Source organism: Paraburkholderia sp. J8-2 (assembly GCF_905220195.1).
Lineage (GTDB): Bacteria > Pseudomonadota > Gammaproteobacteria > Burkholderiales > Burkholderiaceae > Paraburkholderia.
This window is the reverse complement of the sequence record NZ_CAJMZA010000022.1, coordinates 106,814-122,711: the sequence shown is the minus strand read 5'-3', so window position 1 is coordinate 122,711 and position 15,898 is coordinate 106,814. Positions and strand designations below refer to the sequence as shown.

Genomic DNA, 15,898 nt, shown 5'->3' with positions numbered 1-15,898 from the left:
CTGAGGCTCGCGAGCGGCCGCGGCATCGAATTGCTGTCCCTGCTGGCTCACGAGCAACCCTCGGTCGTGACGGTGGTCCTAACGAATCACTCTGGCGCACCGTTTCGCGCAGCCTGCCAACGAGCGGAATCCCATTCTTTCTTCGACAAGACGTCCGAGTTCGAAGCCGCCTGCGAAGCCATTGAAGCGTTAGTGCAACAGCGCGTCACCCCCGCGCGCTGAACTGGAGACGATCATGTATGCCGAGCCCGCCTGCGAATCCTCACTGTCGACGCCGCCATCCTCGCCCTGGCACGTCGTGCCGCTGCAGCCGGTCATACGCGAGGCCGCGCCGCGCCAGCCCGCTACGCGCTGCTCGACCTGCTCGTTGCGTGCGGTCTGCATGCCGCCGGACCTCACGTCGACCGAACTCCAGCAACTCGATGCCGTGGTCCTCACCACGCGCAATGTGCACCGCGGCGAAACGCTGTTTCGTGCACACGACGCCTTCCAGAGCCTCTATGCCGTACGCAGCGGATCGTTCAAGACGGTCGTCATGCATCGGGATGGCCGGGAGCAGGTCACGGGCTTCCAGATCCCCGGTGAGCCGCTCGGGCTCGACGGCGTTTGCTCCGGCACACACCGCTGCGACGCCATTGCACTCGAAGACAGCACGGTTTGCATCATGCCGTTCGGCCAGCTCGAAACGTTCTGCCGCGAGAGCCGGCGCATGCAGCGCCATCTCTACCAGCTCATGAGCGGCGAGATCGTACGCGAATCCAGCCTGATGATGATGCTCGGCACGATGACCGCCGAACAGCGCCTCGCCGCGTTTCTGCTCGATCTCGCGGCGCGCTTCCAGGCGCGCGGCTACTCCGGCGCGCAATTCAACCTGAAGATGAGCCGGGAGGAAATCGGCTGCTTTCTTGGCATGAAGCTCGAAACGGTGAGCCGGATGTTCTCGCGCTTTCAGCGCGAAGGCCTTGTCGAACCAAACGGCAAGCAGATTCGCATCGTCGACCTGGAGGGACTCGCGCGCGTGTGACGCACGGTGCGCGCGCATCGCGGCGTTGCGGTGGCTCACTGATGTTGGCACAGTAAGCCTCTTAGCTGACGCGTGTGTTTTTGCGGCGCCCGGTACCCGGCGCCGCTTTTTTTTATGGCATCCTGATCACCTGCAGGCGGACCCCCTTGGCGATTGACGCATATCAACGGAAAAAAGGGTGCCGATGACACCATGGATCTGGCCGGCGGTCTTCCGCGCCCGGCCGCACTCAAGGAGACATTCGATGCCACGCGTTCCCACGCCTGTCGCTTGCGTCCCGGTGAATCCGTCTTTCCACCGTCGGGCGAGCAAGACCCTGTTTCACACCGCAGCGGTGTGCGCTGCCGCGTTGTATACCGTTGCTGCGCACGCACAGCTTGTCGAACCCACCGAGCTCGTCGATCAGCAGCACTGCATGTTCTGCCACACGTCGGATGCGCCGTTTCTCGCGCCGTCGTTTCACCAGATTGCCGAGCGCTACCGCGACAAGCCGAATGCCAACGTCATGCTTGAAGACAAGCTCAGGCATGGCGGCAAGGCACACTGGGGCGATATGGCCATGCCGCTGCCCGCAGACCGCGGCGGTCCACTGTCGGCCGAGGACGCGCGTACGCTCGTCCAGTGGGTACTGAGTCAATAACTGCACAACGTGTCTAAAGGAGCACCTTCATGCGCGTCACAGTCCATCTCGACAGTTTCGACCAACTCGACCCCACGGCTTACGCGATCATCTGGATCGACACGGAAGAGAGGAAGTGGTCCCGCGAGGGTCATGCGGGCGTAACCCTGCCGGAATGGGGGCAATGCTCTGCCTCGCCGAGCGGCACGAGCTTGCTGGCGTGCGAAGACCAGCGCGATGTTTGCACGCTCGAAGGTCTGGACCTCGGAGCGAGCGACGGTCCGTTCGAAGGTGAATGTGGCGCCGCACGCTTGCGTGCCGGCATGAGCGCCGCGCCGCTCGATGCACACTGGCGCGTGCAATGCATCGATGGGAACGTACCCGATCCCGAAGATGGCCTCTTCGCCGACGAAGCCTGATCGAGCTTCCCCCGCGGGCGTTGGTGTTGTTCAGTGATCGCGGCGCGACACACCGCTTCGGCAAAAGGCGCGTGCGGGCGCGGTTGAATCGAGTTGGCGCTCGGCCGCGTCGAATGCCGCGCGCATGGCAGCCACTGGATCGTCGCCCTCGCAATGGTCGAGCGGCGCAAGTTCCCTCGCAGTTGAAACGAGGTCTAGACGAACGTCATAGGCCGGCTGGCAGTATCCGCTCCGCAAGGGGTGCATCTGTTCGATCGCAAGATGACAACCTGCCAGCACGCCGCTGAACCGCTCGAGGCGCAGCAACTGAATGCCCGCCTCCGCCTCGAGGGCAGATGAACCGGCGAAACCCAGATAAACGATTTGCATCCCGAGTCCCATCACCTGCCCCTTCAGAAAACGACATTGTCGCTGCCCGATGGCTTGGTTACGCCACCAAACAGGTCTGACTACAGTTCGAACGCGTGGCGGATCTTCAGGTCGATCCACACCATGCCTTCTCGCAGCCCCTCGAGCACCGCCTCTCGCTCGGTATCGAACAAACGATGATGCGTAAATGCGTGGGAGAAGTGCTGCGTTTCTGGACCGTGCATGACGCTGACTTCGCAGCGAAAACCGCCCTGCGGATCCGGCGACGTGAGGGCCTGGACGCACCAGGCACCCGAATCGACATGGCCGGTAAGTGACATGATTGCGTTCTCCTTGAGGCGTGTTAGCGAGCGACTGGATCTGCGATTAAATTCAGGATAAGACCGGGCAGTCGATGGCAATTGATGCACGTCAACCTGACTCGCGCCGCTCACCGCGGTGCGATACCGAGGGCCCGCGTCGCCAGCGCCTGTTTTGTTGCGCAACTCGTCGGCGCCGCAACGAGAACCGGGCAGAAAGCGTCGCGCAGGGCGTGTGACGCCACACTGCCGGGCAGGGCCTGCGCCCGTACGCGCCGCCCCTGCAAGCCGATGACGAGAAGATCCGCGCGCCAGCCACGCACCTCGCGCAGAATCGCGCTGGCGACGTCGTCGAATTCGTCGTACGTCGACAGTGCCGCAAGGGATACCCGGGACCCGCAGGACGCAACGAGCGCTTCGGCACGCGCAAGCGTACTGGCGCGGTCGTCCTCGAACAGATGGTCGAGTCCTCGCCCGACCACATGGAGTGTGCGTTCCACGACGTAGATCACGCGCAATTCCGCCTCCGTCGGCAGGCATCCAACCGCGAGTTGAAGCGCGGCATAAGCGCTCGCGCTCCCGTCGACCGCAATCAGCGCGCGAGCAAGAGGAGGTTCGTCCAGGGCAAGCAAATGCGACGGCACATAGAGCAACGTGCGCCGCGTCGCGTATGCGATTTCCTCGGGGTCGAGCCTGCAGGCCCAGTGTTGCCCTGGGTGATGCGCGGCGAGCGCCACCAGATCGGCGTCGAAAGAGTCGGCAGCGCGCGCAAGGGCGACAGGCGCCTTGGTGTGCAGCAGCGAGAGATCGAAGAGTTGCACGTCCGGTTCGCGTCGCTCGAGCGCCAACGCGCTCGCGGCTTCGCGCAAGTCGAGTTCAGCGCGACAGATCATGGCCGCGTGGGTCTCGGCACAGCCCGGCAGCCCCAACTCAAGCGCGGGAAACAGGGTGGCGGGATCGGCGATGAGTTCGACGAGCCTGATCGGCGCATCGCGACGTGCCAGGCGGCTGGCAAACGCCGCAAGCGCAGCGAGGCCGCCTCCGCCCTCGGCGGTGGCAATGAGGCGCTGGAAGGGTTTTGAGGGGAGTTCCATGAACGTATCCAGTTCAGCCGGAAGACGACCGTTGTGGCGCTATGCGTGGCCGCGTACTGGGTCTGCAGTCACGCCAGCATCGACGTTTTCGAGCCTTGCGGCACGAGGAGCAGCGGCAGTACCGTGCGCTGCGCGACGTCGGCAGCGACGCTCGCGTAACGCCACCGGCCACCACCTTCATGGCCGCCACGCGTGCCGAGCACCAGCAGATCCGCGCGCCACTGCAGTGCCGCCTGAATGATCGCGTGCGCCGTTGACTTGCCTTCGTGCCCGACTTCGAGGATTACCGCGTCGAAGCCCTCGGGATGCTGTGCCGCCGCTGGGTCACACGCGAGATAACCCACGCGCACCGAAGTGCCCGGCGCGACTAGTCTTGCCGCTTCACCCACGGCGCGAGCCGATGCCGCGCTTGCATCGCTCACCACGAAAACGCGGCCGGGTGGGACCGAGCAGTGGCGCGCAGTGGGTGTGGGCAGCATCAGCAGAGGGGAGGCCGTTTCGTCAGCTAGCGCGACCGGATTGGCTGGAGCACCGATCGTCAAATCGGCTTGCCAGAGACGCACCGCGCGCGCCAGTGCTTCATTGCGCGCCGCGTTGTCAGGCCCAGCACCGAGGAATTCACAGTCCGCCTCGATTCCGCGTAGCGCGAGCAGTTCGCGAGCGGTTTCGAGCGTCGCGGCCAGGGTGATCCGATTGGCGCAGTGCTGCGCGGCCCATTGATCCGAATCCGGCAGCAAAGCCGACGGTGCAAGGCCGGCAAGCCGCACGTGCGCGCCATCAACGGCCCAGCCCGCTACGCATTCGAGCAGCGACGCTACGCGCTCCATCCCGGTGAACAAGACATAGAGGCGTGAATAGGGCGCAACGTGCTGCATTCCGGCGGCCGTGGCAGTCCGTCGTTTCATTTCTTGCCCCCTCGTTCATGCACCCGCCGCGCGTTGTGCCGCACGCCGGCCGGGCTGCCTAAACGCAAAAAAGGCGCAAAGCGAGTGCCCCTGCGCCGTAAAGGCGCTGGCCGTGCTGTCATGCACGGTTCGACGCGCCCTCTCCCCCGTCTCGATGACGTCAGACGCTCACTGGATTTCCAGCCGCTTCTGTTCGGCGGCCGTTTTTTTCGGCAGCGTGAGCGAAAGTACGCCGTCCTGATACTGCGCGGTAGCGCCGCTCTCGTCGATATCGCTCGCCAGCGAGAACGTGCGAGCAAAGGAGCCGCTATAACGTTCGCGGCGAATCACTCGCTCCCCTTCTTTCTGCTCGGTCTTGCGCTCGACCTTCGCGTGAATCGAAACCACATTTCCGTCGATTTTGACGTCGATGTCCTTCTTGTCCACGCCCGGCATCTCAGCCTTAACCGTGTACGCCTTCTCGTTCTCCGTGACGTCGAGCTTCATCGCCGAGAGTTCGCTTTCCTCATTGGAGAGCATGCCGCGCATCGGCCGAAACAGCCCCTGGAAGAGGTCCGAAACAGGCTCCATGGAAAACGGGTCATATCGTGTCAGATTGCTCATTGCGTTGCCTCCTTTAGGCTTTCGTAGCGCACGAACCCTGCGATGAGTCGCGCTGTATTCAATCTAGGCACGGACTGCGGTTTCCGATTGATCTGCCTCAATGTCTCCTTTTTCCGGGATCTGCACGCGCCGTATCTCAATACGAAGAGATGATTGACTCAAATCAAGCGTAACGAGCCCTCCGTTCCTAGACTCGAATCAATTTCTCCGCCCCAAAGGGCGGTGCAACCACCCCTTCGCTGGAGATCACGATGAGCTACAAGACGATCATGGTGCACATGGATACGAGCGCACGCGCAAGCGCGCGACTCTCGCTTGCGTTGAAGCTGGCCCGGACGTACGGCGCGCATCTGGACGGCCTCTTCGCGGCGTTCGAGCCGCACCCGCGCGAGTTTTACGTGATGGCCGGCACGGCCGACTATTACGACACGCACCGCAAGCTGCGCCGCGAACAGCGCGGCGCGATCGAACACCTCTTTCGCGCCGAACTGTCGCGAGCGCAGATTGATGGCGCCTGGGTGGCTCCAGAGGGGGACCCGGTTGCTGCGGTCATGCAGCGCAGCCGGACCGCTGACCTCACGATCCTGGGGCAAACCGGTCAGGACGATCCGGAATCCTATATTGCTGAACACTTTCCGGAGACCGTGCTTCTTGGCGCGGGCGGCCCTGTGCTGTTGATGCCATACACAGGCACCTTCGAGTCGCTCGGCGAACGCGTTCTCGTGTGCTGGAACGGCAGCCGCGAGGCCGCTCGCGCGGTTCACGACGCTTTGCCTTTCATCGCTCGTGCGGCCCACGTGACCATTGTCGCCGCTTCCGCGACCTTTACGCCCGCCGAGTCCCAGGCCTCGTGTGCCGACCTCGCGGCCGTGCTTGCGCGCCATGGCGCGACAACCGTCGATATCACCCGGTTCGATCGCGACGCGGCCGAATCCACAGGCGACGCGCTGCTCAGTTATGCGGCCGACGGCGGCTACGATCTGCTCGTGATGGGTGCATACGGCCACGCGCGTGTGCAGGAACTCGTATTGGGCGGCGCCACGCGCTCGATCCTTGCCACCATGACCTTGCCAGTGCTCATGTCCCATTGACGAACCGCCACACGCCTCGCCTCGATACCAGGCGGATATAAACGGAGCCCGTACCATGTACTCGCGCATTCTGGTTGCCCTTGACGGCAGCAAGACCGCCTCTCATGCCCTCGACACCGCAATCAGGCTCGCGCTCGATACGGGGGCGCAACTGCAAGCGCTTTATGTGGTCGACCTCCCCGTCATCGCGTACGACGTGCCCGGATACGATCCTTCGATCGTGCGCGACGCATATATCGAGGAAGGCCGCGTGATTCGTGCCGATGCCGATGCACGTATGGCGCAGCAAGCCGTGAAAGGCACGTCGCGCTCGATTGAAGTCGAACTCCCTGCGGAAGACGTGGCGCAATGCATCCAGCAGGCCGCGGCTGACTGGCACGCCGATCTGATCGTCATGGGCACGCACGGGCGCCGCGGTGTGCGCCGTCTCGTGCTGGGCAGCGTCGCGGAGCGCGTGCTGCGCAGCGCGTGCTGTCCCGTTTTGCTTGTACCTGCCCGTGGGGCGTCACCTGAGCAGCAAGAGCAGCCAAATCACGAAGCGCCAATTCCGGCGTGAATGACGGAGCGCATAGCCGCGTGAGCCACGTATTCCTGATGTGGCTCCAAGCGGCGTCCGCGCCATCTCCCTGATTTCGCCTCGAGCAAGAAAACGAAAACGCCGCGACGGCGAGGCCGACAAAAAACCGGGCCAGTCATTCATGTTGCTGGCCCAGCCTTCCCCACGTTGCCTGAACCCGCCCGCCTTCCTCACATTGGCGTAAATACCACCGGGTAGCCGAGGTGGTCTTCGACACCCTTGACGCCCGGAACGCGCTGCGCGGAGACGAGTATAGCCTTGCGCTCTTCCTCGGAATTCACGGTGCCCCAGAAGTGGACGACCCCGTCCTTGACGACGACGCTTTCCGCAGCCATCGCCCAGCGGTGCCCATCCAGTGCGTGCATCACGTTCCGATGGATCGTCTCGTCCGAAGCAAGCCCCGCCTGATCGGGCCGCGCGGCGCTTGCCAGCGCGCGTATCAGGTTCGCTCGACTGACAATACCCACGAGCTTGCCCTGATCCAGCACGGGCACCCGCTTGATTCGAAGGCGTTCGAGCACATCAGCGATCTCGCTGAGTTGCGTGGAAGGCGACACCGAAACGACATTGGCGGTCATGACGTCGTCCACCTTCACCGCGTTTTCCTTCAGGTACTCGCCTGCAAGCTTGCGCGTCGAATGGAGGAATTCCCCAAACCAGCTTCGCTGCGGCTTGCCGGTGCCCGTTTCCACGCGATGCAGCAGATCGCTTTCGCTGAGAATGCCGACAACGGCTCCGCTATCGTCGACGACCGGAATGCCGCTGATGTGATGTTCGGCGAGCAGCGTCGCCGCCTCGAAAATCGACGCATTGGGGCGGACGGTGACGACGTCCGTCGTCATGATGCCTGATGCTTGCATGAGGTCCTCCGTTAAGGGCCAACGCCCCGATGTGACTCAATTTAAAGGCTGCCGGGCTGCGCACATTGACTTGAGTCAAGCGTGCGGCCTTAGCGCGAACGGCCTTTCACGGCATCGCCCGACTCCTTGTACATCCGGAAGTAGCCGCTGTGAAGCGTGATCGCCTCGGACTGCGTTGCCTCGATCATGCGAGCAGCCGCCTCTTCGATCGCGGCCCGATGGGCCAGGAAAGCGCCGCACAAATCCGCTTCGCGCAGCGACGCGGCGCCGAAATGATCTTCGAGCGCCTCGGCCGTGATCGCGCATTCGACGTGCAGGTCGCCGGCCGTGGCGGGAAAGTTCAACGTGAGCCGGTTGGCGTCATAGTGCGGCGAGCAATCGGAAAAGATGATGTTCATGCTGATGCACTCCTTCGCATGGGCGCTCGCGAACGAGCTAGATCGTGATGTAGCCCTGGAAGGACCATGGCAGTTCCATGTGCAATATCTCTGTCGTGGCGGGCGCGCATGCCATGCAAGTGCCGAAAAAGCCCGGCGCGCCGTCGGCCGAAAACACCGGCACGAACGAAAGCGAGTCGTTGATCGTGAAAAGAAACTCAGGGTTGTAGCACGACGGCGCAATAATCCTCACCGACTCGAAGAAGGTAGCGCCATCCGCATTGCGAGCCCATTCTGCCGCTTGCGATGGCGTTGGACTGCGCATCTCGTAGCACGCCGGCAACTCGATCGTCCGATCGCCGTGGGAAATCCGTCCTGCGGGCCGGAAAACCAGCGTCGCTCCCGGATACGGCAGCCAGCGCGGCGATTGCGGTATTGGACCTTCGGGCCCGAGGCGCAGGGGCGGCCATGCCGCAAGCGAAAGGCACAGTTCAGGTGTGCGTTGAGCGAAGTAATCAGTGAGCCAGTTCATCTCTCTCTCCTTGCGTCGGGCTGTCAGGCACGTCGCCTCAGTCCTCTTCTCCATACCAGTTACGAATTGCGCTCCAGACTTCCTCGGCCGATTCGCAGAAGCGAAAGAGCGCAAGGTCGTCCGGGTCGATCATTCCGGCCTCGGCCATTGCATCGAAGTCGATTACGCTGCGCCACCACGTCTGTCCCACGAGGAGAACGGGGATAGGCGCGATCTTGCCCGTTTGCAGAAGCGTCAGGACTTCGAAGAGTTCGTCACAGGTGCCGTATCCGCCGGGAAAGAACACGGCCGCCTTCGCGCGTTCCAGAAAATGAAGCTTGCGGATGGCGAAGTAATGGAAGCGGAAGCACAGTTCCGGCGTCAGATAGGCGTTTGGAAACTGTTCGTGCGGCAAGGCAATGTTCATCCCGACCGTAGGCACGCCAGCATCGAACGCGCCTCGGTTGGCCGCTTCCATGATGCCGGGGCCGCCGCCCGTCACGACGGTGAGGCGGGGGAGCTTGTCGGTGCCCGGCGCATGACCGACCAGCGCACCGAACATGCGCGCGACGTCGTAGTAGACACTGCGCCGAAGGAGCGCTTGCGCGACGCGTAGCTCGCGTTGCGGTTCGGCTCCGGTGTCGGCCAGGGCGCGACGGCGCGCCGCGGCGAGCCGCTTGCGCGCCGCCGCCGGGCTCGCGACGCGGGTGCTCCCGTAGACGACCACGGTATGCGCGATGCCGAGTTGCTGCAGTCGCTCCTCGGTTTTCCAGTAGTCGAGTTGAAGGCGCACACCGCACATTTCCGGGCGCCGCAGAAACGCAGCGTCCTCGTCGGCCTGAACGTAACTCTGGCTTTCGATCAGCTGGCGCACGCGCGGTGCCAGCGGTAACTCTTCCTTACGTGCCGGCAGGCGCTCGCGCCGCGAGGGGCGCGCCGCGCAAACTTCGGGACGGCCGGCGCGCACTGCTGTGGAAAACCCGCGGCTGCTCATGGTACGTCACATTTCGATGATGACTTTCAGCGCCTGCGCGCTCGCCGCGTGCGAGAACGTCTCATAGGCCTTGAGTACGTCCTCGAACGCAAAGCGATGCGTGATCAGGCGGCTCGGATCGATCCGCCCGGCGCACACGGTCTTGAGCAACATGGGCGTGCTCACGGTATCGACGAGGCGTGTCGTGATTGCCACGTTGCGGTCCCAGAGCTTGTCGAGGAAGATCGACGCCGGCACGCCGTGGACACCGATGTTCGCGATCGTGCCGCCCGGTGCGACGAGTTGCTCGCAGAGTTCGAACGTCGCAGGCACGCCAACGGCCTCAATGGCGCAATCCACGCCCACGCCTTCGGTGAGCGTCATCACCGCCTCGACGGCGTCGCCCGCGCGCGGATCGATGCACGCCGTCGCGCCGAATCGCTTCGCACATTCCAGACGGTTGGCATCCATGTCGATCATGATGATCTGCGCGGGCGAATAGAACTGCGCGGTCAGGAGCGCGGCCAGCCCAATCGGTCCCGAACCGACGATGGCGATCGTGCTGCCGGGTTCGACTCGGCCGTTGAGCACGCCGCACTCGAAACCCGTCGGCAGGATGTCCGAGAGCATCACGAGCGCTGCCTCGTCGAGGCCTGCGGGAATCCGGTACAGGCTCGTTTGCGCGTGCGGGGTACGGACGTATTCGGCCTGCGTGCCGTCGATGCGATTGCCGAGAATCCAGCCGCCCGTTTTGCAGTGCGAGTACATCCCGCGCCGGCAGTATTCACATTGCCCGCAACTCGAAATGCAGGACACGAGTACGTGATCGCCGACTTTCAGCGTTGACACGCCGCTGCCGACTTCATGAACGATGCCCACGCCTTCGTGGCCTAAAATGCGGCCCGGCTCGCAGCTCGGCACGTCGCCCTTGAGAATGTGGAGGTCGGTGCCGCAGATCGTCGTTTTCGAAATCTTGACGATGGCGTCGCCAGGCCCCTGCAAAGCGGGCATGGGCCGCGATTCAACGGCGAATTTGCCCGGACCGTTGTAGACCAGTGCTTTCATGGTTCCTCCAGGAGATTTCGGAACGACGGCCATTGTGGCCGTGACGGTATTCACGCCTGTCCCATGATGAGCGGCGGCAAGGCCGCACATTTGATATTGATCAAGCATTTGCCGCCGCGGCAGATTCAATCGCCAAACGTACGCGTGTGGTCGTCGTAGCTGAACAGACCCGCGTACCGGCCCCAGTCAATCCCGGTCCGCAACGTCGTTTCGGCATCGGCGCGATGGAGGTGGTCCTCCAGTTCGAGCTCGAAGCGCGCACGCGGCGCGCGGTGCCCTTCCCGTTCGTCAAGGACCTCGCGGATGTGGGCGATGAGCGGCACGAACTGCACCACATGTTCGCGAAAAAGCTGTTTGCGCTCGTTGTCGTTGGCGTGGGCGAACATGCGTCCGGCCGCCGTGAGCTTGATCGTGCGTTCCTGCAACTCCGCGAATGCCAGCAGGTGCAGCGCCGCAGCTACGGGAAAGAGCTCATCGGGTTTGAGCATCAGCGCCGCGGCCATCGAGGCCAGTTCAGCGTGGCCGTCGTGCGTCGCCGCCGCGAGCGTGTCGAGGAAGCCGACGAGACGATGGCTCGACACCGCCGGCAGGCGCAGGCCAAACGCGCCGCACACGGCGCCTGTGCCGTTGGCGGTTTCGGCCAGGCGAGCGGTCAGGATTCCGTACAGCGTGTCGACGATGACGCGAAACGCCGGGTCGAGCCGGTTGCGCGGGCGCGACAGCGGCACATTCAGCGTTGCCACGACATGGCCCGGATGGCCGCCCAGCACATCGATGCGGTCGCACATCAGCACCGCTTCCTCGATATTGTGCGTGACCATGAGCACCGCCTCGATCGGCGTTTGTCGCTGGGTCCAAAGGTCGAGAAAGTCACTGCGCAGCGTTTCGGCGGTGAGAACGTCGAGCGCCGAAAACGGTTCGTCCATGAGCAGCAGTTTCGGCTCGCTCACCAGCGCCCGCGCAAAACCCACACGCTGGCGCATGCCGCCCGACAGTTCGCGCGGAAACGCGGATTCGAAGCCGTCGAGCCCGATCATTTCGATGGCGGACATCGCGCGCTCGCGCACCACGCCGGGCGCAAGCCCAGACGCGTCGAGCCCCAGCTCGACGTTGGCGAGCACCGTGAGCCACGGATAGAGGGCGAAGGTTTGAAACACCACGGCGATACCCTCCGCAGGGCCCTCGAGCGGCGCGCCCTGGTACAGCACGCCGCCCGACGTGGGGCGCGCGAGGCCTGCGGCCACCCGCAAGAGCGTTGACTTGCCTGAGCCCGAGCGCCCGAGCAGGCCAAGGATTTCGCCCTTGCGCAGCGTGACGTCAATATCCACGAGCACCGGCAGCGGTTCGCCGGAGGGACGCGCGAACGCCATGCCTACGCGGTCGAGTTCCAGTATTGGAGCGGTCGGGCCAACGGGCTTCGCGCCGTCGAGTGCCATTGCGGGATGTGCGAGAGCTGGCATTGGGGCGATTTCCATGGCGACAGGTTCAGGCGAGCCGCGTGCGGCGTTCGGCGAAGGCGTAGAGGGGCCGCCATATCAAACGGTTGGCGGCGACGACCATGATCGACATGATGGCGATGCCGAGGGCGATGCGCGGGTAGTCTCCTTTCGCCGTCATCTGTGCGATATAGGCGCCGAGTCCGCCAGCGCTCAGGCTGGTCGTCCCCCAGCTGACGGTTTCGGCCACGATGCTTGCGTTCCAGGCGCCGCCGCTCGCGGTAATCGCGCCTGTCACGTAATACGGGAAGATGCCGGGCAGCAGCACCTGGAGCCACCGCGCGCGGCGGCGCAGGCGCAGGCTCGTCGCCGCCTCGCGCAAATCGCTCGGCAAGGTTGTGGCGCCCGCTATCACATTGAAGAGGATGTACCACTGGGTACCGAGGATCATTAGCGGGCAGAGCCAGATATCCGGGGCGAGCCTGAAGCGCACGATGCAGAAGGCGACGACGGGGAACAGCAGATTCGCCGGAAAGGCAGCGAGAAATTGCGCAGCCGGCTGGACCCAGGCAGCCAGCCGCGGACGTAGCCCGACCGCCACGCCAATGGGAACCCAGATCACGGAGGCGAGCGCAATGAGCACCGCGACCCGCAGCAAGGTGAGCAAACCACTGTGCACCGCTTCCACCACATCGGCCCATGTGAGAGCCGGCGCAGCGAAGCGCAGCACGGCTACGGCCGCAGCGGCTACGGCCGCGGTGCACAGCGCGAACCAGAGTGCGTCGCCGGCGCGCCGCGAAGAGGCGCGGTGTGCCCATGCGAAGCCGCCCCAACGGGCGCCGGGCGACAGCCGCAGGTGTGCGGCGCGCGTGAGCGCGGCGCCAGCCGGGCGGCACGCGCTCTGCATCCACGGAGAACGATGAAAGAGGTCGAGCAGCCAGCTGCGCGGGCAAGCCTGAGCCGCGATATCGCCATAACGAAACCGGTCGGCCCACGCCACCAGCGGGCGAAACAGCAACTGGTCGTAAAGCACGATCGCGAAGCTCATCGCGAGTATTGCCCAGCCCACTGCCGTAAGATTGCGTTTGATGATCGCCTGCGCGACCCACGAACCCACACCGGGTAGCGCCACCTGCACGTCGCCCACCGAGATGGCCTCCGAAGCGACCACGAAGAACCAGCCGCCCGACATCGACATCATCGCGTTCCATATGAGCCCCGGCATGGCGAACGGCACTTCGAGCCGCCAGAACCGTTGCCAGCCGGAGAGGCGAAAGCTGCGGCTCGCCTCGTCCAGATCGGAGGGCACGGTGCGCAGCGCCTGATAGAAGCTGAACGCCATGTTCCACGCCTGGCTCGTGAAGATCGCGAATATCGAGGCCAGTTCGGCGCCGAGCACGTTGCCCGGACAGAGCGACATGAAGAACACCACCGTGAACGACAGGTAGCCGAGTATCGGCACCGACTGCAGCACGTCGAGCAGCGGGATGAGGATGCGCTCCGCCCGGCGGCTCCTCGCCGCGAGCGTCGCGTACGTAAACGTGAAAATGAACGAAGCCACGAGCGCGATCAGCATGCGCAGCACGGTGCGCAGCGTATAACCCGGCAGCGCCGCAGGCGAGAGCGAGATGGCCGCGCCGTGGCCGCCCGTCAGCGGGCCGCTCATCTGGCGCGCGCCCTCGCCCAGTAACACGATCGTGCCGAACACCAGAACCACGGCTGCCACGTCGCGCCAGCCCGGCATTCGTGGGTACCAACGCTGTCCTCTTAGTACTTCAGCATGGTGTTCCACAGCATTCCTCTGCTTGCCCGGCTGCGTTTGACCTCGATCCGCCGGTCCGCTAACCCGCTGCGCCCGCTCACGGCTCGAGCACGTATTCGCCCGGCGCCGGCCCGAGTCCTGCCTCCGGCGTGCGCGCCGGCACTTCGCCAGACGAGTGCTCGTGCAGCCAGTCGCACCAGCAGGTCCACCAGGAACCGTCGATGACGGGCGTGTCGCTCACGTACTCATGACGGCTGCGGTACGGCGCGTCGGGTTCGCGCGTCGCGCACCGGAAGTAACGCCTCGCATGACCGGGCTCGGACACGATGCCAGCGTTGTGACCGCCCGCCGTGAGGACGAACGTGAGCGCGTTGTGCGTGAGCAGATGCAACTTGTAGACCGAGCGCCACGGCGAAACGTGATCGCGCTCGGTCCCGACGACGAACATCGGCACCTCGATGTCCGACAGCGCGATGGGCCGTCCGTCCACGCAATAGCGCCCCGCCGCGAGATCGTTGTCGAGAAAGAGATGCGTGAGGTATTCGGTGTGCATGCGGTATGGCATGCGCGTCGTGTCCGCGTTCCACGACATCAGGTCGTTCGGCTTCGTACGCCTGCCGAGCAGATACTCGCTCATCATCCGGGACCAGATCAGGTCGCGCGCATTGAGCAACTGGAACGCCGCCGACATCTGCGCACCGTCCAGGTAGCCCTGGCGCCACATCAGCGCATCGAGCGCGGCAAGTTCGCTTGCGTCAATGAACAAGCCCAGCTCGCCGGGTTCGCTGAAATCGGTGAGCGCGGCCAGCAGCGTAACGGAGCGCAGCGTGTCGTGCCTTGCGTCTCGCGCCAGCGCCGCCGCGCCGATCGAGAGCAGCGTGCCGCCGAGGCAGTAGCCGACCGCGTGGACCGGCTCACTGCATCGCGCGCGAACAGCATCGAGCGCCGCGAAAAAGCCGTCGCGCAGGTAGTCGTCGAGGCCCAGATCGCGCGCTTCGGGGCCCGGGTTGCGCCACGATATCGTGAACACCGTATAGCCCTGTTCGACCAGATAGCGGATTAGCGAATCGTGCGGTTTCAGGTCGAGGATGTAGTACTTCATGATCCACGACGGCACGATCAGGATCGGCTCGCGCGCGACGCCGGGCGTCATGGCCGCGTACTGCAGCAGCTCGCACAGCGCGTTGCGCCAGACGACCCGGCCCGGCGTTACCGCGACGTCGCGACCCGGCAACCAGGGCTGCGCCAATCGCGGACGTGCACCCCGCATCGTGTCGGCCGCGGCGGTCGCGTCGTCGAGCCAGTTGCGCATGCCCATTGCGAGGTTGGCGCCGCCCGTGCACCAGGTGGCCTGCAGCACCTCCGGATTGGTCGCGATGAAGTTGCCCGGCGAACACGCGTCGAGCCACTGGCGCGCCGCAAAGCCAACCATTTCTTCGTGGTGCCGCTCGACGCCCGGAACGCCACTCGCCGCCTCGCGCCACCAGCGTTCGGCCGCCAGAAACGCATCGCGGTACATTCGGAATGGCCAGTTCGACCAACCTGGGGCCGTGAACCGAGGGTCGGCCTGACCTGCATACACCGTCGTCCCGCCATCATCCGTATCGGTATCGGAGCGGCTTGCCACAAGCCACGCATCGGAAGCAAGCTGGAAGCATTTTCCGGGAGAGACTGCGAGGTGCCCAGCCCAGTCGAGCGCGGCCAGCGCGAGCGCCAGCGGCGAAAGCCCGAATGTCGCCGCGGCCACACTGGCATGGGCCGCCCGGTTCCATTGATCGGCGGGAGAGTTGTCCGGCCGCCGGCCGCACTCCACGGCGCGCACAGGCGCCCCACGAATTGCCCGGCTCGCATGCAAGGGTTCAACATCGCTAACGGCGGAATCGGTCATGATGGGCGCGCTCTTCTTTCGTCAAG

At 64.5% G+C, this 15,898-nt stretch carries 18 protein-coding genes and 1 pseudogene; 6 read left to right on the top strand and 13 right to left on the bottom strand.

What is annotated here, in order from left to right; translation table 11 throughout:
• The 4 genes and pseudogenes from U5A52_RS31980 to U5A52_RS31965 all read left to right on the top strand — a co-directional run.
• A pseudogene (locus tag U5A52_RS31980) lies at positions 1-222 on the top strand (two-component system response regulator); the annotation flags it as partial.
• A 13-nt stretch (positions 223-235) separates the two neighbouring features.
• Positions 236-1,024 carry a helix-turn-helix domain-containing protein gene (locus tag U5A52_RS31975; RefSeq protein ID WP_321937863.1) on the top strand — a complete coding sequence of 263 codons (789 nt, stop codon included), beginning with the start codon at positions 236-238 and terminating at the stop codon, positions 1,022-1,024.
• A gap of 244 nt (positions 1,025-1,268) precedes the next feature.
• Entirely contained in the window at positions 1,269-1,664 is a 396-nt protein-coding gene (locus U5A52_RS31970) for a c-type cytochrome (protein WP_321937861.1), read from the top strand.
• Positions 1,665-1,693: 29 nt separating this feature from the next.
• Positions 1,694-2,062, top strand: coding sequence for a DUF3564 family protein (locus U5A52_RS31965; RefSeq protein ID WP_321937859.1), 369 nt, complete (start codon positions 1,694-1,696; stop codon positions 2,060-2,062).
• A 30-nt stretch (positions 2,063-2,092) separates the two neighbouring features.
• Here U5A52_RS31965 and U5A52_RS31960 read toward each other — a convergent pair whose 3' ends face one another.
• From U5A52_RS31960 to U5A52_RS31940, 5 genes are all read right to left on the bottom strand, one after another.
• On the bottom strand, positions 2,093-2,443 hold the full coding sequence (locus U5A52_RS31960) for a hypothetical protein (RefSeq protein WP_321937858.1): 351 nt from the start codon (positions 2,441-2,443) through the stop codon (positions 2,093-2,095).
• A gap of 68 nt (positions 2,444-2,511) precedes the next feature.
• On the bottom strand, positions 2,512-2,751 hold the full coding sequence (locus U5A52_RS31955; protein WP_321937857.1) for a UDP-glucose 4-epimerase: 240 nt from the start codon (positions 2,749-2,751) through the stop codon (positions 2,512-2,514).
• 110 nt (positions 2,752-2,861) lie between these two features.
• Positions 2,862-3,824: a universal stress protein gene (locus U5A52_RS31950; protein ID WP_321937855.1), complete on the bottom strand. Its 963-nt coding sequence runs from the start codon at positions 3,822-3,824 to the stop codon at positions 2,862-2,864.
• Positions 3,825-3,892: 68 nt separating this feature from the next.
• Positions 3,893-4,729 (bottom strand): universal stress protein, encoded by an 837-nt coding sequence (locus U5A52_RS31945; RefSeq protein ID WP_321937853.1) that lies wholly within the window; start codon positions 4,727-4,729, stop codon positions 3,893-3,895.
• A 168-nt stretch (positions 4,730-4,897) separates the two neighbouring features.
• Positions 4,898-5,332: an Hsp20/alpha crystallin family protein gene (locus U5A52_RS31940; protein ID WP_321937851.1), complete on the bottom strand. Its 435-nt coding sequence runs from the start codon at positions 5,330-5,332 to the stop codon at positions 4,898-4,900.
• Positions 5,333-5,583: 251 nt separating this feature from the next.
• Here U5A52_RS31940 and U5A52_RS31935 point away from each other — a divergent pair, with 251 nt between their 5' ends.
• Both U5A52_RS31935 and U5A52_RS31930 read left to right on the top strand, forming a co-directional pair.
• Positions 5,584-6,423 carry a universal stress protein gene (locus U5A52_RS31935; protein ID WP_321937850.1) on the top strand — a complete coding sequence of 280 codons (840 nt, stop codon included), beginning with the start codon at positions 5,584-5,586 and terminating at the stop codon, positions 6,421-6,423.
• A 55-nt stretch (positions 6,424-6,478) separates the two neighbouring features.
• The gene (locus tag U5A52_RS31930; RefSeq protein WP_321937849.1) at positions 6,479-6,979 is read left to right on the top strand and encodes a universal stress protein; all 501 of its coding nucleotides are present in this window, start codon (positions 6,479-6,481) and stop codon (positions 6,977-6,979) included.
• 191 nt (positions 6,980-7,170) lie between these two features.
• On the opposite strand, the gene U5A52_RS31925 is transcribed toward U5A52_RS31930, so the two are convergent.
• The 8 genes from U5A52_RS31925 to U5A52_RS31890 all read right to left on the bottom strand — a co-directional run bounded on the left by U5A52_RS31925 (position 7,171) and on the right by U5A52_RS31890 (position 15,872).
• Positions 7,171-7,860: a CBS domain-containing protein gene (locus U5A52_RS31925; RefSeq protein ID WP_321937848.1), complete on the bottom strand. Its 690-nt coding sequence runs from the start codon at positions 7,858-7,860 to the stop codon at positions 7,171-7,173.
• 89 nt (positions 7,861-7,949) lie between these two features.
• Positions 7,950-8,258, bottom strand: a complete 309-nt coding sequence (locus tag U5A52_RS31920) for a DUF1488 domain-containing protein (protein ID WP_321937846.1) — start codon at positions 8,256-8,258, stop codon at positions 7,950-7,952.
• Between the two features lie 37 nt (positions 8,259-8,295).
• On the bottom strand, positions 8,296-8,769 hold the full coding sequence (locus U5A52_RS31915; RefSeq protein ID WP_321937844.1) for a hypothetical protein: 474 nt from the start codon (positions 8,767-8,769) through the stop codon (positions 8,296-8,298).
• A gap of 37 nt (positions 8,770-8,806) precedes the next feature.
• The gene (locus U5A52_RS31910) at positions 8,807-9,742 is read right to left on the bottom strand and encodes an LOG family protein (RefSeq protein WP_321937843.1); all 936 of its coding nucleotides are present in this window, start codon (positions 9,740-9,742) and stop codon (positions 8,807-8,809) included.
• Positions 9,743-9,748: 6 nt separating this feature from the next.
• Positions 9,749-10,786, bottom strand: coding sequence for a zinc-dependent alcohol dehydrogenase family protein (locus U5A52_RS31905; RefSeq protein ID WP_321937841.1), 1,038 nt, complete (start codon positions 10,784-10,786; stop codon positions 9,749-9,751).
• A gap of 125 nt (positions 10,787-10,911) precedes the next feature.
• Positions 10,912-12,246 carry a nitrate/sulfonate/bicarbonate ABC transporter ATP-binding protein gene (locus U5A52_RS31900; protein ID WP_321937840.1) on the bottom strand — a complete coding sequence of 445 codons (1,335 nt, stop codon included), beginning with the start codon at positions 12,244-12,246 and terminating at the stop codon, positions 10,912-10,914.
• Positions 12,247-12,271: 25 nt separating this feature from the next.
• Complete coding sequence (locus U5A52_RS31895; RefSeq protein ID WP_321937839.1) at positions 12,272-14,014, bottom strand: ABC transporter permease; 1,743 nt, start codon at positions 14,012-14,014, stop codon at positions 12,272-12,274.
• Between the two features lie 67 nt (positions 14,015-14,081).
• Positions 14,082-15,872 (bottom strand): PHA/PHB synthase family protein, encoded by a 1,791-nt coding sequence (locus tag U5A52_RS31890; protein ID WP_321937837.1) that lies wholly within the window; start codon positions 15,870-15,872, stop codon positions 14,082-14,084.
• Between the last annotated feature and the right edge of the window lie 26 nt (positions 15,873-15,898).